The organism is Burkholderia sp. PvR073 (assembly GCF_054055695.1).
Genome location: NZ_JBSRXO010000011.1, coordinates 58,304 through 77,674 on the forward strand (window position 1 = coordinate 58,304; position 19,371 = coordinate 77,674).

The 19,371-nt window shown below is 66.4% G+C and carries 19 protein-coding genes; 13 read left to right on the plus strand and 6 right to left on the minus strand.

What is annotated here, in order from left to right; genetic code table 11:
* Positions 1-3 precede the first annotated feature (3 nt).
* From ACVK00_RS27005 to ACVK00_RS27025, 5 genes are all read left to right on the plus strand, one after another.
* Positions 4-1,119 carry a YbdK family carboxylate-amine ligase gene (locus tag ACVK00_RS27005; protein ID WP_006751345.1) on the plus strand — a complete coding sequence of 372 codons (1,116 nt, stop codon included), beginning with the start codon at positions 4-6 and terminating at the stop codon, positions 1,117-1,119.
* 505 nt (positions 1,120-1,624) lie between these two features.
* Positions 1,625-2,263, plus strand: a complete 639-nt coding sequence (locus ACVK00_RS27010; RefSeq protein WP_043173297.1) for a MarR family winged helix-turn-helix transcriptional regulator — start codon at positions 1,625-1,627, stop codon at positions 2,261-2,263.
* 28 nt (positions 2,264-2,291) lie between these two features.
* Complete coding sequence (locus ACVK00_RS27015) at positions 2,292-3,002, plus strand: glutamine amidotransferase (protein WP_006759203.1); 711 nt, start codon at positions 2,292-2,294, stop codon at positions 3,000-3,002.
* Positions 3,003-3,211: 209 nt separating this feature from the next.
* A complete protein-coding gene (locus ACVK00_RS27020; RefSeq protein ID WP_284900485.1) occupies positions 3,212-4,324 on the plus strand; it encodes an NADH:flavin oxidoreductase/NADH oxidase in 1,113 nt (370 codons plus the stop codon).
* Between the two features lie 180 nt (positions 4,325-4,504).
* Complete coding sequence (locus ACVK00_RS27025) at positions 4,505-5,035, plus strand: SET domain-containing protein (protein ID WP_284900483.1); 531 nt, start codon at positions 4,505-4,507, stop codon at positions 5,033-5,035.
* A gap of 112 nt (positions 5,036-5,147) precedes the next feature.
* Here ACVK00_RS27025 and ACVK00_RS27030 read toward each other — a convergent pair whose 3' ends face one another.
* Complete coding sequence (locus ACVK00_RS27030; RefSeq protein ID WP_228906366.1) at positions 5,148-6,632, minus strand: sensor histidine kinase; 1,485 nt, start codon at positions 6,630-6,632, stop codon at positions 5,148-5,150.
* A gap of 116 nt (positions 6,633-6,748) precedes the next feature.
* Positions 6,749-7,441: a response regulator gene (locus ACVK00_RS27035; RefSeq protein ID WP_006401494.1), complete on the minus strand. Its 693-nt coding sequence runs from the start codon at positions 7,439-7,441 to the stop codon at positions 6,749-6,751.
* A gap of 122 nt (positions 7,442-7,563) precedes the next feature.
* On the opposite strand from ACVK00_RS27035, the gene ACVK00_RS27040 reads away from it, so the two are divergent.
* Entirely contained in the window at positions 7,564-7,794 is a 231-nt protein-coding gene (locus ACVK00_RS27040) for a DUF3717 domain-containing protein (RefSeq protein WP_006756491.1), read from the plus strand.
* Between the two features lie 90 nt (positions 7,795-7,884).
* Here the strand turns inward: ACVK00_RS27040 and ACVK00_RS27045 are convergent, their stop codons facing one another.
* Positions 7,885-8,193 carry a 4a-hydroxytetrahydrobiopterin dehydratase gene (locus ACVK00_RS27045; RefSeq protein WP_166725859.1) on the minus strand — a complete coding sequence of 103 codons (309 nt, stop codon included), beginning with the start codon at positions 8,191-8,193 and terminating at the stop codon, positions 7,885-7,887.
* Positions 8,194-8,351: 158 nt separating this feature from the next.
* Positions 8,352-9,278 carry a phenylalanine 4-monooxygenase gene (phhA, locus tag ACVK00_RS27050; RefSeq protein WP_284900404.1) on the minus strand — a complete coding sequence of 309 codons (927 nt, stop codon included), beginning with the start codon at positions 9,276-9,278 and terminating at the stop codon, positions 8,352-8,354.
* A 106-nt stretch (positions 9,279-9,384) separates the two neighbouring features.
* On the opposite strand from phhA, the gene ACVK00_RS27055 reads away from it, so the two are divergent.
* Entirely contained in the window at positions 9,385-9,870 is a 486-nt protein-coding gene (locus ACVK00_RS27055) for an Lrp/AsnC family transcriptional regulator (protein ID WP_006408082.1), read from the plus strand.
* Between the two features lie 54 nt (positions 9,871-9,924).
* Here the strand turns inward: ACVK00_RS27055 and ACVK00_RS27060 are convergent, their stop codons facing one another.
* Together ACVK00_RS27060 and ACVK00_RS27065 are read right to left on the minus strand one after the other, a co-directional pair.
* Positions 9,925-10,458, minus strand: coding sequence for a class IV adenylate cyclase (locus ACVK00_RS27060; RefSeq protein ID WP_006751335.1), 534 nt, complete (start codon positions 10,456-10,458; stop codon positions 9,925-9,927).
* 194 nt (positions 10,459-10,652) lie between these two features.
* A complete protein-coding gene (locus ACVK00_RS27065; protein ID WP_228906369.1) occupies positions 10,653-11,552 on the minus strand; it encodes a LysR family transcriptional regulator in 900 nt (299 codons plus the stop codon).
* Positions 11,553-11,726: 174 nt separating this feature from the next.
* Here ACVK00_RS27065 and ACVK00_RS27070 point away from each other — a divergent pair, with 174 nt between their 5' ends.
* From ACVK00_RS27070 to ACVK00_RS27095, 6 genes are all read left to right on the plus strand, one after another.
* Positions 11,727-13,412 (plus strand): GMC family oxidoreductase, encoded by a 1,686-nt coding sequence (locus ACVK00_RS27070; protein ID WP_228906370.1) that lies wholly within the window; start codon positions 11,727-11,729, stop codon positions 13,410-13,412.
* A 422-nt stretch (positions 13,413-13,834) separates the two neighbouring features.
* Positions 13,835-14,614, plus strand: coding sequence for an ABC transporter ATP-binding protein (locus tag ACVK00_RS27075; protein ID WP_006751332.1), 780 nt, complete (start codon positions 13,835-13,837; stop codon positions 14,612-14,614).
* Positions 14,611-15,366 (plus strand): ABC transporter ATP-binding protein, encoded by a 756-nt coding sequence (locus tag ACVK00_RS27080; protein ID WP_006751331.1) that lies wholly within the window; start codon positions 14,611-14,613, stop codon positions 15,364-15,366. Before ACVK00_RS27075 ends, ACVK00_RS27080 begins: the two co-directional genes overlap by 4 nt.
* Before the next feature lie 78 nt (positions 15,367-15,444).
* The gene (locus ACVK00_RS27085) at positions 15,445-16,644 is read left to right on the plus strand and encodes an ABC transporter substrate-binding protein (protein WP_228906371.1); all 1,200 of its coding nucleotides are present in this window, start codon (positions 15,445-15,447) and stop codon (positions 16,642-16,644) included.
* A gap of 122 nt (positions 16,645-16,766) precedes the next feature.
* On the plus strand, positions 16,767-17,651 hold the full coding sequence (locus tag ACVK00_RS27090; protein WP_006751329.1) for a branched-chain amino acid ABC transporter permease: 885 nt from the start codon (positions 16,767-16,769) through the stop codon (positions 17,649-17,651).
* The gene (locus ACVK00_RS27095; RefSeq protein ID WP_284900376.1) at positions 17,651-18,625 is read left to right on the plus strand and encodes a branched-chain amino acid ABC transporter permease; all 975 of its coding nucleotides are present in this window, start codon (positions 17,651-17,653) and stop codon (positions 18,623-18,625) included. The genes ACVK00_RS27090 and ACVK00_RS27095 overlap by 1 nt, the downstream gene beginning before the upstream one ends.
* Positions 18,626-19,371: the final 746 nt, after the last annotated feature.

Here is a 19,371-nt window from a genome sequence, read left to right on the forward strand (position 1 = left end):
GCCATGGCACTCGAAACCTTCGTCAATTCCGAGCCGTTCACGTTCGGCGTCGAACTGGAGATCCAGGTCGTCAACACGCATAACTACGACCTGACCAAGGCTGCATCCGACCTGATGCGCCTGATCCAGGGCGAGACCTTCCCCGGCAACATCACGCCGGAAATCACCGAGAGCATGATCGAGCTGTCGACCGGCATCTGCCACTCGCACGAGCAGGCAGTCTCCGAGCTGCATGCAATCCGCGACGTGCTCGTGAAGGCGGCCGACCAGCTCAACGTCGGGCTGTGCGGCGGCGGCACGCACGCGTTCCAGCAGTGGAGCGACCGGCAGATCTACGACGCGCCGCGTTTCCAGTACATCTCCGAGTTGTACGGCTATCTCGCGAAGCAGTTCACCGTGTTCGGCCAGCACGTGCACATCGGCTGTCCCGATCCGGACAGCGCGCTGTTCCTGCTGCACTCGATGTCGCGCTTCATTCCGCACTTCATCGCGCTGTCCGCGTCGTCGCCGTTCGTGCAGAACGTCGACACCGGCTTCCATTCGGCGCGCCTGAATTCGGTGTTCGCGTTCCCGCTGTCGGGCCGCGCACCGTTCGTGCTGACCTGGGATAGCTTCGAGGAGTACTTCACGAAGATGGTCAACACGGGTGTCGTCAACTCGATGAAGGACTTCTACTGGGACATCCGGCCGAAGCCCGGCTACGGGACGATCGAGGTGCGCGTGATGGACACGCCGCTGTCGGTCGATCGCGCGGCCGCGATCGCGTGCTACATCCAGACGCTGGCGCGCTACCTGCTGACCGACCGGCCGCTGAAGCTGTCGGAGGACGACTATCTCGTCTACACGTTCAACCGTTTCGAAGCATGCCGCTTCGGGCTCGAGGGCACCTGCGTCAATCCTCAGACGGGTGAGCGCCGCACGATCGCGGAAGACATCCTCGACACGCTCGACCGGATCGCGCCGCATGCGGCCGCGCTCGGCTCGCGCGCGGCGCTCGACGAGATCGGCGCGCTCGCGAAGGCGCGCGTAAATGACGCATCCTGGTTGAGAACCGTTTTCAAACAGGAAAAATCGCTGAACGAGACGGTTCGCCAGCAGTGCCTGCGCTGGCGTGAATGAAAAAATGTTTTGCAGATTACGGGCTCGACCGCGCGGCGATTCACTGAACGTCGTTCAGTGCCGATTCGCGCGCGGCGCGTCGCCAGTCGTCCTGAAAATCTGTGGATAACTCAATATTCTGCTTCAAAGTCAACGCTCTGCGGGATGGATAACCCGGTGGACCAGTGCCGTCGGCATGATGGCCGATCCGAACAGGAAAATGTTTGCGCGTGGCGCCGCGGAGCCGGCAGAGATTGCCGGCACAACGAAAAAGTCCGGTTATCCAGTGATTTTCCACAGAATGAAGGGGATAACTTAGCTGTGCGATTTTCCGCTCTCGCTTAGAATGTCGGCTTTGCGGACACCGGAACGACGTGTGTCTCACCGGTCGCCGCGAACGCGACCGCCGCGTGTGCCTCGCGACGGCCGTGTCGACGCTCCTCACCGAGCGTCTGTTTTGAGATAGACATTCGATCTCCACACTACGGCTGCTCGGCAATCCGGGCGGCGGCAAAGCGAAAAGACTATGAGCGAAGGCGTTTACGGGAATCAGGCTTCGGGACGTGTGACCCACAGCTTGCTGCGATTGAGTACGGCCATGCGAAGCCAGGCATGGGATTGGGCGGAAGGCGCGGGTCTCACGCCGACGCAGGGCGAGATCCTCGTGCTGCTGCTGCAACGCAAGGGCCCGATGCGGCTCGGCGAGATCGCGCGCGAGACGCAGCTCACCGCGGCGACTACCAGCGATGCGGTCAGCACGCTCGAAACGAAGGGGCTCGTCGAGAAGCGTCGCGCACTGGACGACGGCCGCGCGCTCGCCGTGCGCCTGTCGGCTCGCGGCCGTACCGCGGCGAAGAAGGCGCTGCAATGGCCGGAATTCCTGACGAAAGCAGTCGGCAAGCTCGGCGCGGACGAGCAGGGCGCGCTGTACCGCGCGCTGCTGAAGACGCTGCGCGAACTGCAGGTGGCCGGTGCGACACCGCCGCAGCGCATGTGCCTGACGTGCGCGCATTTCCAGCCGGGCAAGCAGTCGAAGAAGACCGTGCATTACTGCGCGGCGCTCGACCTGTCGATGGCCGACAGCGATCTGCGTCTCGACTGTTCGGTGCACGAAGAAGGCGACGCGGCGACGCAAAAGAAGACCTGGAAGGTGTTCGCCGGCTGACGTCCGTCGATCGACCGGGAGGCCGATGATGAACGCTGAAGTGGTGGCGATTCGCCACGTGCATTTCGAGGACCTCGGCAGCTTCGAGCAGGTGCTCGGGGAGCGCGGGCGGCGAGTGCGCTATGTCGACGTCGGATCGTCGCGCGTCGAGGTGCTCGACGCGCTCCAGCCGTCGCTGCTCGTGATGCTCGGCGGCCCGCTCAGCGTGTACGACGATGCGCAGTATCCGTCGATCGCGCCGCTCGCGGCGCTCGTGCGCCAGCGCATCGACGCGGGACTGCCGATCCTCGGCATCTGCCTGGGTGCGCAGTTCATCGCCCGTGCGCTCGGTGCGCGCGTCTATCCGGCTGCGCAGAAGGAACTCGGCTGGGCGCCGCTGACGCTCACCGACGCGGGCCGTGCGTCGCCGATGCGCCATCTCGACGGCGCGGCGACTTCGATGCTGCACTGGCACGGCGATACGTTCGACCTGCCCGGCGGCGCCATCCATCTCGCGTCGACACCGGCATGCCGCCACCAGGCATTCGCGTGGGGGCAGCACGTGCTGGCGCTGCAATGCCATCCTGAAATCCGCGCCGACCGCTTCGAACCTTGGCTGATCGGTAACGCCGGCGAAATCGCGTCGACGCCCGGCATCGACGCGTGCCAGCTGCGCGCCGACACCGTGCAGCACGGTCCCGCGCTGGAGACGGCCGCGCGACGCATGTTCGCGGAGTGGCTCGACAGCGTCGGGCTTTGATGCCGAGCGTGCGGCACCGCGCGTGAGCGGCCCGCCGGCAAAACCGGCCGGCGCACCGCGGCATCGCGCGTGCGCATTGCATCGCCATCGCCGCCGGCTTCACGCCGGCTGTCCCTGACCATCGGCTTACTGCCGAACCGGCCGCCAGCTGGCTTCGAGCCTGCATGCTACGCTCCTCAGCTCTTTCCCTTTCCTGGCGAGCGGCACCCATGACTGCGCTGTTTTCTCCGTTCACGCTGCGCGGCGTGACCCTTCCGAACCGGATCGTGATCTCCCCGATGTGCCAGTACTCGGCCGAGCGCGGCGAGGCGACCGACTGGCACATGATTCATCTCGGCCATCTCGCGCTGTCCGGCGCGGGCCTGCTCTGCATCGAAGCGACCGCCGTCGAACCTGACGGGCGCATCACGGCCGGCGACCTCGGCCTGTGGGACGACGTGACCGAAGCGGCGCTCAAGCCCGTGCTGGCGTCGATCCGCAAGCATTCGCCGGTCCGCATCGCGATGCAGCTGTCGCATGCAGGGCGCAAGGCGTCGAGCGAGGTGCCGTGGAAGGGCGGCCAGCTCGTGCCCGTCGCCGATGGCGGCTGGTTGCCGCACGCGCCGTCGGCGTTGCCGCACAAGGACGGCGAGACGCCGCCGCTCGCACTCGACACGGCCGGCCTGAACCGGATCCGCGATGCGTTCGCCGCCACCGCGAAGCGTGCCGCGCGCCTCGGCATCGACGCGATCGAAGTGCATGCGGCGCACGGCTATCTGCTGCACCAGTTCCTGTCGCCGATCTCGAACCAGCGCACCGACGAATACGGCGGCTCGCGCGAGAACCGGATGCGCTTTCCGCTCGAGATCTTCGAGATCGTGCGCGCGGCGTTTCCGGAAGACCGGCCGGTCGGCGTGCGCGTGTCGGCGACCGACTGGGTCGAGGGCGGCTGGGAACTCGACGACACGATCGCGTTCGCGCACGAACTGAAGCAGCGCGGCTGCGACTGGATCGACGTGTCGTCCGGCGGCGTGTCGCCGTTGCAGAAGATTCCGCTGTCGCCCGGTTACCAGGTGCCGTTCGCGCAGGCCGTGAAGCGCGCGGTCGGGATGCCGACGATCGCGGTCGGCCTCATCAACGATCCCGCGCATGCGAACCGGCTGATCGAGGCGGGCGACGCTGATCTCGTCGCGATGGCGCGTGCGATGCTGTACGACCCGCGCTGGCCGTGGCATGCGGCCGCCGAGCTCGGCGCGCAGGTGTCGGCGCCGCCGCAGTACTGGCGTTCGCAACCACGCGAGCACAAGGCGTTGTTCGGCGACATCGCCTTCGGCCAGCGTTGAGCGTCATGCGCGCGATATTGCGCACGATGTTGAACGAAGCAATCTTGAACGTGTAGGATGCGGATGATTCGCCGCATGGCCCGACGCGGCACCCACCGGTGCCGCGTTTTCGTTTTGCGCGACGCTGGGCCGTGAGCGCGGCCGTCTTCCATTCAAGTCGTCTTCACAAGGATTTGTTCGATGAGTTCACGCAGGATCGCGGTGCGCCGCTCGGGAGTACACGGCAAGGGCGTGTTCGCGGTGGCGCCGATCAAGGCCGGCGAGCGCGTAGTGGAATACAAGGGCGAGCGGATTTCGTGGAAGGAAGCGCTGCGTCGCCATCCGCACGATCCGAGCGAGCCTAACCATACGTTCTACTTCGCACTGGAAGAAGGCGGGGTGATCGACGGCAAGGTCGACGGCAACAGCGCGCGCTGGATCAACCATTCGTGCGCGCCGAACTGCGAGGCCGAGGAGACGAAGGGCCGCGTGTTCATCCACGCGCTGCGCGACATCGGGCCGGAAGAAGAGCTGTTCTACGACTATGGCCTCGTGATCGACGAGAAGCTGACGAAGAAGCTCAAGCGCGAATACGCGTGCCATTGCGGCGCGGACGCGTGCCGCGGCACGCTGCTCGCCACACCGGCCGACGATGGCAAGAAGAGAAAGAAGAAGGACAAGAAAGACGGCAAATCCGAGTCCGCTGCGAAGGACAAGAAAAAGAAGAAGTGAGCGGGGCGGCCGCGCATCGCGCGCGGCGGCTTCCTCGGACGGCCGCCGCGCGCCGAAGTAAGTGCCGCGCGGCTGTTCTTCCCGCCCTCCCGATGCGCGCACCGCGCGCGACTCAGTGCGTCGGCGCGGCGGCCGGCGTTTCGCTCGCCGGCTTCTCGGTACGCTTGGCGAGCGGCACGCGCACCACGAAGCGCGAACCGCCTTCCGATGCATCCTCGTACGACACCGTGCCGCCGTGCATCGCGATGATGTCGTGCACGATCGCGAGCCCGAGCCCGGCGCCCGTCTCGACGCCGTTGCCGCTTTGCGCATCGCCGCGGAAAAAGCGCTTGAACAGGTCGGCCTGCTGATTGGCTGGCACACCCGGGCCGTTGTCCTCGACGACGATCTCGGCGGCCGGCTGGCCGTCCTCGAGCGCGCCGCGCGCGACGTTCACCGTGATCCGCGCGCCGTCCGGCCGTGCGAGCGGCACGTATTTCAACGCATTGTCGAGCAGGTTCGCGATCACCTCGCGCAGCAGCACGGGGTTGCCGCGCACGTTCAGCGTTTCGTCTTCGCCGGGTTCGTCGCTGCGCTGGAAGCCGAGGTCGACATGCGACGCGAGCGCGCGCGGCACCCACTCGGCACCCGTCTCGAATGCCATCGCGGCCAGGTCGACGTCGACGAAACGCGCGGCCTGTTCGCCCGGCTCCGCCCGCGCGAGCGACAGCAACTGGTTCGACAGCCGCACCGCGCGGTCGGCGGCCGCGCGCAGCTCGCGCACCGCGGTGTAGGTCTGCTGCGGGTCGCGCGCGACGGCGGCCTGCTCGGCATGCAGCTTCACGGCGGTGAGCGGCGTGCGCAGCTGGTGCGCGGCATCGGCGATGAACTTGCGCTGCGCGTCGAGCGCGGTCTTCAGGCGGCCGAGCAGCGCGTTCATCGCGCTCGTCAGCGGCCGGATCTCGAGCGGCACGTCGGTTTCGTCGACCGGCTCCAGCGATGTGTGGGTCTGCCGGTTCAGCGAATCGGCGAGATGTGTGAGCGGGCCGAGCTGCTGGTTCACGACGCGCCACACGATGCCCCAGCCCGCCAGCAGCAACAGCAGCAGCGGCATCATGATCGCGACGAGGAATTCGGCGGCGATCCGGTAGCGGTGCCGCACCGGCTGCGCGACTTCGACCACCATCGGCCGGCCGCCGTCGACTTCCTCGACGCGCACCTGCGCGACCCGCACCGCGCGATTGTCGTACTCGGCCTCGAATACGTACGCGTGATGCATGCGGCGCACGTTGATGCCGCGCAGCGGCAGCTTCGGATCGCCGGCGAGTTCCTCTTCGCCGTCGCTGATCCGGTAGATCAGCGCCTCGGCTGGATCGGAGAACATCGCCTGCGCGAGCGGCGGCACCGTGAACGGCGCGTCGGGGCCGGCGATCTGGATCTGTTTGGAGATGGCGGTGGCGAGATCGGCGAGCGAGCGGTCGATCACGTGTTGCGTGTATTGCCACGCGAGCCAGTAGGCAATCAGGCCGCTCATCAGTGCGAGCATCGACAGCGGCGCGGCGAGGCGTCTGAGCAGCGAGCGGCGCAGGCTGGTGGTGACAGCCGGATCAGAAGACATTTCGACGGGCAAATGGATAAGCGCCGCTCACGGGGAGCGGCGCGGTCGTGCGCCGGACGGCGACGCGGGCAGGGCGGCGCGCCGGCGGCACGTGGCCGGCCGGCATGCGGCGCCGCTCAGACGCTCGCGGTCTGGCGGATTTCCTGCAGCAGGTAGCCGAAGCCGCGCACCGTGACGATCTCGACACGGCACTGCTCGAGTTTCTTGCGCACGCGGTGCACGTAGACTTCGATCGCGGTGTCGCCGAGATCGCCGCCGAAATGCGTGAGGTGATCCTGCAGCTGGGCCTTGCTGACGACGCGGCCGTGGCGCAGCAGCAGCATTTCGAGCACCGCGAATTCGCGCGGCGACAGTTCGAGCGGCTTGTCGTCGTTGAAGATGCGGCGATCGACGCCCGACAGGCGGACGCCGCCGAGCGACACTTCCGGACGCGGCATGTCGCTGTGCGGGCCGCTGCGACGCATCACCGCGCGGATGCGCGCTTCGAGCTCGGCCGGCTCGAACGGCTTGAGCATGTAATCGTCGGCGCCGGAGTTCAGGCCCTGGATCCGGTCGTTCAGTTCGTCACGCGCGGTCAGCACGATGACGGGCGTGTGGCGGTTGGTCTGGCGGAAACGCGTGAGCAGCGTCATGCCGTCGATGCCCGGCAGGCCGAGGTCGAGGATCACGAGTTCGTGGCGGTTTTGTGCCAGCGCCTGTTCGGCAAAGATGCCGTCATGCACCATGTCGACGGTGAAGCCAGCCTGCTCGAGGCTGCTCTGGATACCGCGTGCGATGGGGCGGTCGTCTTCGATCAGAAGGAGTCGCATGAAGTTCGCTCAAGTACAATGGGTTGGCGGTTCAGGCACGCGGACAGCACGACGCCGTTTCCACAGGGGCGCCGCATCGCCTGACATCAAGCATGGCGGCCAGCGAACGATTAAATCCAATCATGTCCGATATCTCGATCCACGACCTCGAAGCCGCGATCAATTTCTGGCGCGCCCGCTCGCCGTCGAGCGGCGACGAACTCAAACTCTGCGAAGAGGCCAGCGCGCTCTCCAAGCCGTATGCGCTGCTGATTGTACAGCGCGAAGGCGCGCTGCAACTGGAAGGTTTAGACCCCAAGGCGCGGAAAGCGTATGAGACTTACGTGCGCCTTAAGGATGGCTTGGAAAGCTGAAGGCTTTCGCTGAGTACATCCTAGAAAACGTTCAGCGAAATGAAAAGTTGACGCGCCGCGCGTCGCAGGATGCGCGGCGGCGGGGAAGTCTCAGGCGGCCGGCTGGGTGTGCGCGCACACGTGGTCGATGAACTGCGCGAGCGAGATGTCGCGCTCGGTCAGGCCGTGCGCGTCGTGGGTCGACAGCGTGATGTCGACACGGTTGTACACGTTGAACCATTCCGGATGGTGGTTCATTTCCTGCGCCTTGATCGCGATACGCGTCATGAAGCCGAAGGCCTCGTTGAAATCGGCGAAGCGCAGGCTGCGCTGGATCGCGTCGCGGCCCGGCACGGCTGTCCAGTGCGGCAGGCCTTCGAGCCGGGTCTTGCGTTCTTCTGATGTGAGCTTGTGAATCATGGTGCACCTCGTTCGGTAACTAACGGCGCGCGCGCGGGCAAAAGCCACGCGGCAAAGCCGGTACCGGTCATTGTTTCATAGTTGCGCGACGGGCATCCGGGGACGGGCATCTGGCGACGGGCGCCGGCGCCCGAGTCATCCCGGCGTGGCCTGCCGCGTTACGCCCGCGCGTCGTCCGGCCAGCCTTCGCCCGTGCCGCGATGCAGCACGAGATCGTGCTCGAGCACCGCGCCGGCCGGGAATTCCGGCAGCGCGGCCAGCCGGTCGGCCAGCGCACGGCCGTCGACGTCGGCGAGCGCGAACAACTGCGCGAAATCGTCGATCACGAAGTAGGTCGTCTGGAACGTGTCGATCCGGTATTGCGTGCGCATCACGCGCTCCAGGTCGAAGCCGAGCCGGTTCGGCGCCGCGCTTTCGAGGCTGTAGAGGCTCTCGCCCTTGCTCGACACGATCCCGGCGCCGTAGATCGACAACCCGTTCGTGCCGTTCGGGTCGCGGATCAGCCCGAATTCCACCGTGTACCAGTAGAGGCGCGCGAGCCGCGCGAGCGCCGCTTCGTCGTCGGCGACCGCGAGCGCGGTGCGGCCGTAAGCCTGCATGTAGTCGGCGAACACCGGCTCGATCAGGAGCGGCACGTGGCCGAACAGGTCATGGAAGCAGTCGGGTTCCTGCAGGTAGTCGAGCTGGTCCGGGCGGCGCATCCACCAGGTGACCGGAAACCGCCGGTTCGCGAGGTGCTCGAAGAACACGCGATCGGGCACGAGGCCCGGCACCGCGACGATCTCCCAGCCGGTTGCCCGCTTCAGCTGGCGGTTCACGTCGGCGAACGACGGCACGCGGTCGGGCGGCAGGTCGATCTTCCCGAGCCCGGCGACGAACGCATCGCATGCGCGTCCGCGCAGCAGCGCCGACTGGCGCGCATAGAGCTGCTGCCACACCGCGTGGTCGACCTGGCCGTAGCGTTCGAGCGGCTGGTCGATGGTGAAATCGGCGCGGGTTTCGAGGCCCGCGTCGAACTGCTCCTGCAGTTTCGCGGTGACGACGGTGGACATGATCAGGCTCTGCACGCTGTGGTTGGGAACCATGCAAGTGTAGAGCGGGTGATGTGCGGAATGGGCGCAAAGATGGCGTGAATTCGCTGGTTGATGCGATAATCATGCATCAAAACACGAATCAATGCGGAGTATGCTCATGCTGGAACTCGATCACTTCGATCTCGCGCTTCTCGACGTGCTGCAGCGCTTCGGCCGCGCGACGCACCAGCAGCTCGGCGAGGAGGTGCCGCTGTCGCCGTCACAGATCGGCCGGCGGCTGCAGCGGCTCGAGGCGGCCGGCGTGATCGAAGGCTACCGCGTGATGTTGCGCCCCGAAAAGCTCGGGCTCGGCGTCACCGCGTTCACGAGCCTGAAGCTCAAGCACCACGGCGATTCGATCATCGAGCAGTTCCAGCAGCAGATCGACGTGCTGCCCGAGGTGCTCGAATGCCATGCGGTGGTCGGCGATGCCGACTATCTGCTGCGGATCGTCGCGCCGGATCTCAACGCGCTGTCGCAGTTCGTGATGAAGAAGCTGATGCGTGTGCCGGGCGTCGACAGCGTGCGCTCGAACATCGTGCTGACGACGTTCAAGCGCAACGGCGCGCTGCCGCTCGCGCATCTGGCGCCCGGCGCCGCGTGATGCGGCGGCCGGGCCGGCGGCGGGGTGCAAGACCCCGCCGCGGATAGGGCCCGATCAGGCGGCTTCGGATTGCGCGTCGGCGTTCAGCAGGTCGACGTACGCGACCGCGACGAGATCGTCCTGCGCCACGCCGAGCTTGGCGAACACGTCATGCGCCTCGGCTTCGCCGCCGGCTTCGTCGTCGTCGGGGCCGAGCACCACTTCCAGTTCGATGAAGTCGCCGAGGCCGTCGACGCGGTCGAGGTGGATCCGCGTGCGGCCGACGAGGTACACGTGCCGTTCCTTCGTCACGATCCCGCGCGTGGTCAGCGCGGTCGCGAGCAGCGAATGCATCGCGTCCGGGTTCGTCACCGGGCTGCGCGTGTAGTACGACGCCTTCGGGCCGTCGCGGTCGTCGCGCTGATAGAAGATCAGTTCGGCCGGCGTGCCGTCCTCGAAGCGGCGCAGCTTCAGCCGGCCGCGCGGCACGTCGTAGAAGAAATCCTGCTGGCGGTAGAAAAGCGGTGCTTCGGTCGCGAGCGTAGCCGCCTGTTCGCGCAGCCGGTCGAATTCACGGGCGCGGGCTTTGATCTCGATGTTGCGGGCCATGCGGGTCTCCTCCAATCAGGGATCTCGCGGTGTGCGAACGCACAATCTAGCAAAAAGCCCGGGATGGTGGCGTGACGCGCCACCGGGGCGCGGCGACACGACGCGGGGCGGGCGATTCGGGTGTTGTGGCGATCAGGCGGCGGATCAGGCTCGGAAGCCCGATGCACGAGCGGCCGCATCGACATCAGCAGCCCTCATATCGCCCATTGGGCCTCGATCAGCCGCAGCGCGGCCGCGATCGCCGGTTCGTCGCGCCGCTCGGCGAGCGTCACGAACGTCAGTTCGGTCGGCACCGTCACGCGTTCGACGATCGTCAGCGCATGCGCATGCGCTTCGGCCAGCGCGGTCGAGTCGCGTGCGAGCGTCAAGCCGATCCCGGATTTGACGAGGTCGAGCATCGACTGCTCCTGGTCGACCTCGGCAACCTTGACCGGCTGCGCGCCGGCCGCCGCGAAGCGCCGCGACAGCAGCCGATGATGGGCGGATGCGGGCGGCGTCCAGATCCACGGCAGCGCGGCGAGCGCGCGCCAGTCGTGCGCGCGCTGCACACGCTCCTTCCAGCCGGCCGGCGCGAGCACACGATACTGGAAACGCGTGAGCGTGACCGTGTGGAACAGCGTGTCGTCGCGCGGATCGTCTTCACCCGGCCGGCCGATGTAGTAGCCGACGTCGAGCGCCTGCGCACGCACCTGCTCGAGTACCCAGCCCGACATCCCGTGCCGCAGCGCCGTCTCGATCTGCGGATGGGTTTCGACCAGCGCGCGCAGGAAGCCGCCGAGCCGCAGGAAGCCGGGATCGAGGATCGTGCCGATCCGCAGCCGGCCGCGCACTTCATGGCGCAGCGCGGCAGCGGCGCGCTGCACGTCGGCGGCCGCGGCGAGCGCGCGCTCCGCGTGCGGCAGCAGCGTCTGGCCGTCGCGCGTGAGCGCGAGCCCGCGCGACGTGCGCGTAAACAGCGTGATGCCTAGCGTTTCCTGCAGATGCTTGATCTGCAGGCTGACGGCCGGCTGCGTCAGGTGCAGCTGCACGGCGGCGCGCGTCAGATTGCCTTCGCGGGCGACCGTCGCGAACGCGCGGAGCAGGGTGAGATCCATTGTCGTGATATGAGCGCAGCTTATAACGCAGTTCAGCATAACTCATTGGATCGACGCCCGGGCCGCGGAGTACGCTTCATCGATCGCGTCGCCCGCGACGCACTATGCTGAAAACGACGCGCGGGATCGCGCCGCGCGGCGTACAACAAGGAAGAAGACGTAAGGAGACATGTCGTGAGTACTCAACGTACGCTCGAGGGCGAATTCGATTACGTGATCGTCGGCGCGGGCACCGCGGGCTGCGTGCTCGCGAACCGCCTGACCGAGGATCCCGAGATCCGCGTGCTGCTGCTCGAGGCGGGCGGCAAGGACGACTATCACTGGATCCACATCCCGGTCGGCTATCTGTACTGCATCGGCAATCCGCGCACCGACTGGCTGTACAAGACGCAGCCCGAGGCGGCGCTCAACGGCCGCGCGCTGTCGTATCCGCGCGGCCGCGTGTTGGGCGGCTGCTCGTCGATCAACGGGATGATCTACATGCGCGGCCAGCGCGAGGATTACGACAGCTGGGCGCAGGAAACCGGCGACGCCGGCTGGTCGTGGGACAGCGTGCTGCCGATCTTCAAGCGCAGCGAAGACCACCACGCGGGCGCGAGCGATGCGCACGGCGCGGGCGGCTACTGGCGCGTCGAGAAGCAGCGGCTGCGCTGGGAGATCCTCGAATCGTTCGCGCAGGCCGCGCAGCAAACGGGCATCCCCGCGACCGACGATTTCAACCGCGGCGACAACACCGGGGTCGGCTATTTCGAAGTGAACCAGAAGCGCGGCGTGCGCTGGAATACGTCGAAGGCGTTCCTGAGGCCCGCGATGACGCGCCCGAACCTGACCGTGATCACCGGCGCGCTCGCGCAGCGCGTGATCTTCGACGGGCGGCGCGCGGTCGGGGTCGAGTATCGCGGCGGCGGCACCGACTATGTCGCACACGCGCGCGCCGAAGTGCTGCTCACCGCCGGCGCGGTGAATTCGCCGCAACTGCTCGAACTGTCGGGCATCGGTGCGGGTGCACGACTGCAGGCGCTCGGCATCGACGTCGTGCACGATCTGCCCGGCGTCGGCGAGAACCTGCAGGATCACCTGCAGTTGCGGATGGCGTTTCGCGTCGATGGCGTGCGCACGCTCAACACGCTGTCCGCGCACTGGTGGGGCAAGCTGATGATCGGCGCCGAATATGCGCTGCTGCAGCGTGGGCCGATGTCGATGGCGCCGTCGCAGCTCGGCGCGTTCGCGAAGTCCGATCCGGACGATCCCGCGCTCACGCGCCCCGATCTCGAATATCACGTGCAGCCGCTGTCGCTCGAGCGCTTCGGCGAGCCGCTGCACGGTTTCAACGCTTTTACGGCGTCCGTCTGCCATCTGCGGCCGAGCTCGCGCGGCAGCGTGCACATCGCGAGCCCCGATGCGGGCGTGGCGCCGTCGATCGCGCCGAACTATCTGTCGACCGACCACGATCGTCATGTCGCCGCGAACGCGCTGCGTCTCACGCGCCGGATCGCATCCGCGCCGGCGCTCGCGCGCTATCGTCCGGAGGAGATCCTGCCGGGCACGCAATATCGGACCGAAGCCGAACTGATCGATGCGGCGGGTGCGGTCGGCACCACGATCTTCCATCCGGTCGGCACGTGCCGGATGGGGCGCGCGGACGACGAACGGGCCGTCGTCGATAGCCGGCTGCGTGTGCGCGGCATTGCGGGGCTGCGGATCGTCGATGCATCGGTGATGCCGTTCATTACGTCGGGCAACACGAATTCGCCGACGCTGATGATCGCCGAGCGCGCGAGCGACATGATCCGCGCCGATCGACGCGCGGCGCACGAAGCGACGCAGGCGCGCATGGACGCGGCGGTGACGGCTGCGTGACACCACGCTGACATCCGCGACAGCGGGCTGTCATTCAGGCGCCCGCTGATTCGCTATGCGAAGCAAGCCGAAGCGAGCGGATCGCACTCGATTGGTGAGATAAACGTGCACAGTGTGCGTGCGTTCGCGCAGGCACGCGCGATGCGCGTGCGATTGCCGATGATGCGCGTGTCAAAAAAACACGTCGAAAATTCGCGAAGCGCCGCATCGGCTATGGCGGCCAGCCCTATAAGTGCAAATCCCGATGATTGCACTGCACCAACGGGGCGACAATGTTGCGCAATGTGCATACGCGTCGGCGCGGGAGACCACCCTCGATGCGTCATACGGCGTCCGGGGACAGCCCGCTCATCCGCAGACCTGTTCGTGGTCGCTTGCGCGAATCTTCCCGGTGGTTCGCCTGACTTCGTACGGAAGGGAACATGATTCTCGGCGACACGATTCTCGAAACACGCGGACTGACGAAGGAATTCAGGGGCTTCACCGCCGTGAACGGTGTCAACCTGCGTGTGCGCCGCGGTGCGATCCATGCGTTGATCGGACCGAACGGCGCGGGCAAGACCACCTGCTTCAATCTGCTGACCAAGTTCCTGACACCGACGGCCGGTCAGATCGTCTTCAACGGCATCGACATCACCGACGAGCGTCCCGCGCAGGTCGCCCGCCGCGGCATCATCCGTTCATTCCAGATCTCGGCGGTATTCCCGCACTTGAGCCCGCTGCAGAACGTACGCATCGGCCTGCAGCGCTCGCTCGGCACCGAATTCCATTTCTGGCGCAGCGAGCGCACGCTGAAGCGGCTCGACGATCGCGCGATGGACCTGCTCACGCAGGTCGGCCTCACCGATTTCGCGCACGTGCCGACCGTCGAGCTCGCATATGGCCGCAAGCGCGCGCTCGAGATCGCGACGACGCTCGCGATGGAACCCGAACTGATGCTGCTCGACGAGCCCACGCAAGGGATGGGCCATGAGGACGTCGACCGCGTGACCGCGCTGATCAAGAAGGTCGCGAGTGGCCGCACGATCCTGATGGTCGAGCACAACATGAACGTGATCGCCGGCATCTCCGACACGATTACCGTCCTGCAGCGCGGCGAGGTGCTGGCCGAAGGCTCGTATGCGGAGGTGTCGAAGAATCCGCTCGTGATCGAGGCCTACATGGGCAGCGCCGACGCGGCGCTCGCGGGGGCGCACGCATGAAGCGCAGCGAACGGGAGGAACGCGAATTGAGCGGCGTCGAGAGCGGCACGCCCGCGCTGGAGATCACGGGCCTCGAGGCCTGGTACGGGGAATCCCACATATTGCACGGTGTCGACCTGAGCGTTCATCGCGGCGAGGTCGTGACGCTGCTCGGCCGCAACGGCGCGGGCCGCACCACGACGCTGCGCGCGATCATGGGCCTCACCGGCCGCCGCAGCGGCTCGATCAAGGTCGCGGGCAACGAGACGATCGGCCTCGCGACGCACCGTATCGCGCATTTCGGCGTCGGCTATTGTCCGGAGGAGCGCGGAATCTTCTCGAGCCTGTCGTGCGAGGAGAACCTGATGCTGCCGCCGCTGATCGGGCCGCGCGAGCATGCGATGCCGCTCGACGAGATCTACGCGATGTTCCCGAATCTCGCGTCGCGCCGGCAGAGCCAGGGCACGCGGCTGTCCGGCGGCGAGCAGCAGATGCTCGCGGTGGCGCGGATCCTGCGAACCGGCGCGAACCTGCTGCTGCTCGACGAAATTTCCGAAGGCCTCGCGCCGGTGATCGTGCAGGCGCTCGCGCGCATGATCGTCGCGCTGAAGGCGCGCGGCTACACGGTCGTGATGGTCGAACAGAATTTCCGCTTTGCCGCGCCGCTCGCTGACCGCTTCTACGTGATGGAGCATGGCCGCATCGTCGAGCATTTCCGTGCATCCGAACTGGAAGGCAAGATGCCGATCCTTCACGACCTGCTTGGGGTGTGACGCCGCCCCCGTTTCCCTAGCCGCTAGCCGTGGCGGCCCTCGAACAACCACAACGCATCAGAAAAACAGGAGACGTCAATGAAAATGAAGACCCTCGCACAGGCCTGTCTCGCGCTCGCGACCGCCGCGTTCACCGCCGGCGCCGCGCATGCCGCGGATACCGTGAAGATCGGTTTCGTCACCGACATGTCGGGGCTGTATGCGGACATCGACGGCCAGGGCGGCCTCGAGGCGATTCGCATGGCGGTCGCCGACTTCGGCGGCAAGGTGCTCGGCAAGCCGATCGAGGTCGTGTACGCGGATCACCAGAACAAGGCGGACATTGCCGCGTCGAAGGCGCGCGAATGGATCGACCGCGGCGGGCTCGACCTGCTCGTCGGCGGCACGAATTCGGGAACGGCGCTGGCGATGGCCAAGCTCGCCGCGGAGAAGAAGAAGGTCTACATCAACATCGGTGCGGGCGCGGACACGCTGACGAACGAGGAGTGCACGCCGTACACGGTGCACTATGCGTACGACACGATGGCGCTCGCGAAAGGCACCGGCTCGGCGGTGGTGAAGCAGGGCGGCAAGACGTGGTTCTTCCTGACCGCCGACTACGCGTTCGGCAAGGCGCTCGAGAAGAACACGTCCGACGTCGTGAAGGCGAACGGCGGGCAGGTGCTCGGCACGGTGCGCCACCCGCTGTCCGCGTCGGATTTCTCGTCGTTCCTGCTGCAGGCGCAATCGTCGAAGGCGCAGATCCTGGGCCTCGCGAACGCGGGCGGCGACACGATCAACTCGATCAAGGCCGCGAAGGAATTCGGCATCACGAAGACGATGAAGCTCGCCGGGCTGCTGATGTTCATCAACGACGTGCACAGCCTCGGCCTCGAAACGACGCAGGGCCTCGTGCTGACCGACAGCTGGTACTGGAACCGCGATGCGGCATCGCGCCAGTGGGCGCAGCGCTACTTCGGCAAGATGAAGAAGATGCCGTCGAGCCTGCAGGCGGCCGACTACTCGTCGGTGACGACCTACCTGAAGGCCGTGCAGGCCGCCGGCACGACCGAATCCGACAAGGTGATGGCCGAGCTGAAGAAGATGAAGATCAACGACTTCTACGCGAAGGGCGCGATCCGCCAGGACGGCAGCATGATTCACGACATGTACCTGATGGAAGTGAAGAAGCCGTCGGAGTCGAAGGAGCCGTGGGACTACTACAAGGTGCTCGCGACGATTCCGGGCGACCAGGCGTTCGGCACCAAGCAGGAATCGCGTTGCGCGCTGTGGAAGTAAGCGCGACGTAGCGGCATGGCGGCGCCCTGCGGCGGCCGCGGCGATGAGATCGCTGCGCCGCTCGAGTGCGCCGCGGCTTGAAGGTTGCGCACGCAACGAAACTCATACTGACGGCTAAGTCGATGGAAATCTTTGGCATTCCGTTGCCGGCGATGCTGAGCCAGTTGCTGCTCGGGCTCGTCAACGGCTCGTTCTACGCGATCCTGAGCCTCGGGCTCGCGGTGATCTTCGGGCTGCTCAACGTGATCAACTTCGCGCATGGCGCGCTGTTCATGCTGGGTGCGATGCTCGCATGGATGGGGCTGTCGTACCTCGGGTTGCCGTATTGGGCAATGCTCGCGCTCGCGCCGCTGATCGTCGGCGCGTTCGGGATCCTGGTCGAGCGGTCGATGCTGCGCTGGCTGTACAAGCTCGATCACCTGTACGGGCTGTTGCTCACGTTCGGCCTCACGCTCGTCGTCGAAGGCGTGTTCCGCTCGATCTACGGCTCGTCCGGCCAGCCGTACGACGTGCCGTCGCAGCTGTCCGGCGCGACCAATCTCGGCTTCATGTTCCTGCCGAACTACCGCGCGTGGGTGGTCGTCGCGTCGCTCGCGGTGTGTCTCGCGACCTGGTTCGTGATCGAGAAGACGCGCCTGGGCGCCTATCTGCGTGCCGGTACCGAGAACCCGAAGCTCGTCGAGGCGTTCGGCGTGAACGTGCCGATGATGATCACGCTCACCTACGGCTTCGGCGTCGCGCTCGCTGCGTTTGCCGGCGTGCTCGCCGCGCCGGTGATCCAGGTATCGCCGCTGATGGGCCAGCCGATGATCATCACCGTGTTCGCGGTGGTCGTGATCGGCGGGATGGGCTCGATTCTCGGCTCGATCATCACGGGGCTGCTGCTCGGCGTGATCGAGGGCTTCACGCGCGTGTTCTATCCGGAAGCGTCGGCCACGGTCGTGTTCGTGATCATGGCGATCGTGCTGCTGATCCGCCCGGCGGGCCTGTTCGGCAAGGAAAAATGATGCAGAGAAAAGTGCTCTACGGCGTGCTGCTCGCCGCACTGCTCGCCGCGCCGTTCATCGGCGCGTATCCGGTCTTCGTGATGAAGGTGCTTACGTTCGCGCTGTTCGCGGCCGCGTTCAACCTGCTGATCGGCTATACGGGGCTGCTGTCGTTCGGCCATGCGATGTTCCTCGCGACCGCCGGCTACGGCACCGGTTATACGATCCAGACGCTCGGCTTCACGCCGGAGCTCGGCGTGCTCGTCGGCACGTTCGCCGCGACGCTGCTCGGGCTCATCGTCGGCCTGTTCGCGATCCGGCGGCAGGGCATCTACTTCGCGATGATCACGCTCGCGTTCGCGCAGATGGTCTACTTCATCTACCTCCAGGCGCCGTTCACGCACGGCGAGGACGGCCTGCAGGGCGTGCCGCGCGGACACCTGTTCGGGCTCGTCGACCTGTCGAACGACGTCGCGCTCTACTACGTCGTGCTCGCGGTGATCGTTGCCGCGTGCGCGTTCATCGTGCGAATCGTGCACTCGCCGTTCGGCCAGGTGCTCGTCGCGATCAAGGAGAACGAGGCGCGTGCGATCTCGCTCGGCTACGACACCGATCGCTTCAAGCTGCTCGCGTTCATCCTGTCGGCCGGGCTCGCGGGGCTGGCCGGTTCGCTGAAGGTGCTGGTGCTCGGCTTCGAGACGCTGTCCGACGCGCACTGGACGATGTCGGGCCTCGTCGTGCTGATGACGCTCGTCGGCGGGATGGGCACGCTGTTCGGGCCGTTGCTCGGCGCGGCGCTGATCGTCGCGCTGGAGGACCGGCTCGGCGACATCGGCGAATGGCTCGCGTCGGTCACCGGCATCGGCTGGTTCCACTCGCTCGGCGAATCGACGACGATCGTTACGGGGGTGATCTTCATCGCGTGCGTGCTGGCATTCCGGCGCGGGATCGTCGGCGAGATGGTCGCGCGGGTCAAGACGCTCAGGCCGTCCTGAGTGCATCGCGCCGGTGCGGCGGGTTGATGCGAAGCACCATCCGGGACGACCGGAAAGGGCGTTTCGGCGGCCTCCGGCCGGCGCCGCGCGGCAAGGCTGGTGCCCCATTTTCGTGCGGCGATGCACCATAGGGGTAAATGCTAAGTTGTCGCAGCATGAAAGGTCCTTTAATCTTCGTTTCAGTTCTGATGCACCGCGAAACGAATTTGCAGGTGGAGAACGAGGAGACAATCGAGGCACAAAGTGCCCGGACCCCAAAGCGCTGTTGGACGGAATCCAACAGCGCTTTTTCATTTGTGTGCGCGAATTTCCCTCGATGGTGCAGGGGAGTGGCGCCGCGTTCCGCGCGCCCGTATTCCGCTTCGCACTGCCCGCGTTTCACCCCCGTCCCCCCGTTTTCGTCTTGCCTGCCAGTCGATCGCCGCTGGCGCGCAACCGCGTGCATGCCGTCCGGGCTTACCCGGTTGGCGTGCGCAAAAAGCGTCCGTTACACTCAGCTTTCGCCGACCGCGCGGTCGGGAAAATCGGTCGGCAGTTCTCCTACAAAGCAAAATGCAGAAGAGGGAGTGCGGTTGGATGAGAAGCGCAGGACGATGGATCGGGGCACGAGGGGCGGCTGGCGCCGCTCGTACGGGGTCGGGAGCGCATGGGTATGCCCTCGCTTTCACGGGCCGCCCTGCGGCCGCTGTGCGCGCTCCGGCGCGATTGGCCGGCACGGCTGTTTCTCCGGTCGTTGCGTTCGCATC

Excerpts from the sequence above, each read along its gene's own strand:
- ACVK00_RS27020 (WP_284900485.1), top strand. The coding sequence starts at position 3,212 with ATGACTGCGCTGTTTTCTCCGTTCACGCTGCGCGGCGTGACCCTTCCG.
- ACVK00_RS27080 (WP_006751331.1), top strand. The coding sequence starts at position 14,611 with ATGAAGCGCAGCGAACGGGAGGAACGCGAATTGAGCGGCGTCGAGAGC.
- ACVK00_RS27095 (WP_284900376.1), top strand. The coding sequence starts at position 17,651 with ATGCAGAGAAAAGTGCTCTACGGCGTGCTGCTCGCCGCACTGCTCGCC.
- phhA (WP_284900404.1), bottom strand. The coding sequence starts at position 9,278 with ATGGTTCCCAACCACAGCGTGCAGAGCCTGATCATGTCCACCGTCGTC.
- ACVK00_RS27065 (WP_228906369.1), bottom strand. The coding sequence starts at position 11,552 with ATGGATCTCACCCTGCTCCGCGCGTTCGCGACGGTCGCCCGCGAAGGC.
- ACVK00_RS27045 (WP_166725859.1), bottom strand. The coding sequence starts at position 8,193 with ATGATTCACAAGCTCACATCAGAAGAACGCAAGACCCGGCTCGAAGGC.
- ACVK00_RS27015 (WP_006759203.1), top strand. The coding sequence starts at position 2,292 with ATGAACGCTGAAGTGGTGGCGATTCGCCACGTGCATTTCGAGGACCTC.
- ACVK00_RS27055 (WP_006408082.1), top strand. The coding sequence starts at position 9,385 with ATGCTGGAACTCGATCACTTCGATCTCGCGCTTCTCGACGTGCTGCAG.
- ACVK00_RS27010 (WP_043173297.1), top strand. The coding sequence starts at position 1,625 with ATGAGCGAAGGCGTTTACGGGAATCAGGCTTCGGGACGTGTGACCCAC.
- ACVK00_RS27075 (WP_006751332.1), top strand. The coding sequence starts at position 13,835 with ATGATTCTCGGCGACACGATTCTCGAAACACGCGGACTGACGAAGGAA.
- ACVK00_RS27035 (WP_006401494.1), bottom strand. The coding sequence starts at position 7,441 with ATGCGACTCCTTCTGATCGAAGACGACCGCCCCATCGCACGCGGTATC.
- ACVK00_RS27025 (WP_284900483.1), top strand. The coding sequence starts at position 4,505 with ATGAGTTCACGCAGGATCGCGGTGCGCCGCTCGGGAGTACACGGCAAG.
- ACVK00_RS27060 (WP_006751335.1), bottom strand. The coding sequence starts at position 10,458 with ATGGCCCGCAACATCGAGATCAAAGCCCGCGCCCGTGAATTCGACCGG.
- ACVK00_RS27005 (WP_006751345.1), top strand. The coding sequence starts at position 4 with ATGGCACTCGAAACCTTCGTCAATTCCGAGCCGTTCACGTTCGGCGTC.
- ACVK00_RS27085 (WP_228906371.1), top strand. The coding sequence starts at position 15,445 with ATGAAAATGAAGACCCTCGCACAGGCCTGTCTCGCGCTCGCGACCGCC.
- ACVK00_RS27030 (WP_228906366.1), bottom strand. The coding sequence starts at position 6,632 with ATGTCTTCTGATCCGGCTGTCACCACCAGCCTGCGCCGCTCGCTGCTC.
- ACVK00_RS27090 (WP_006751329.1), top strand. The coding sequence starts at position 16,767 with ATGGAAATCTTTGGCATTCCGTTGCCGGCGATGCTGAGCCAGTTGCTG.
- ACVK00_RS27040 (WP_006756491.1), top strand. The coding sequence starts at position 7,564 with ATGTCCGATATCTCGATCCACGACCTCGAAGCCGCGATCAATTTCTGG.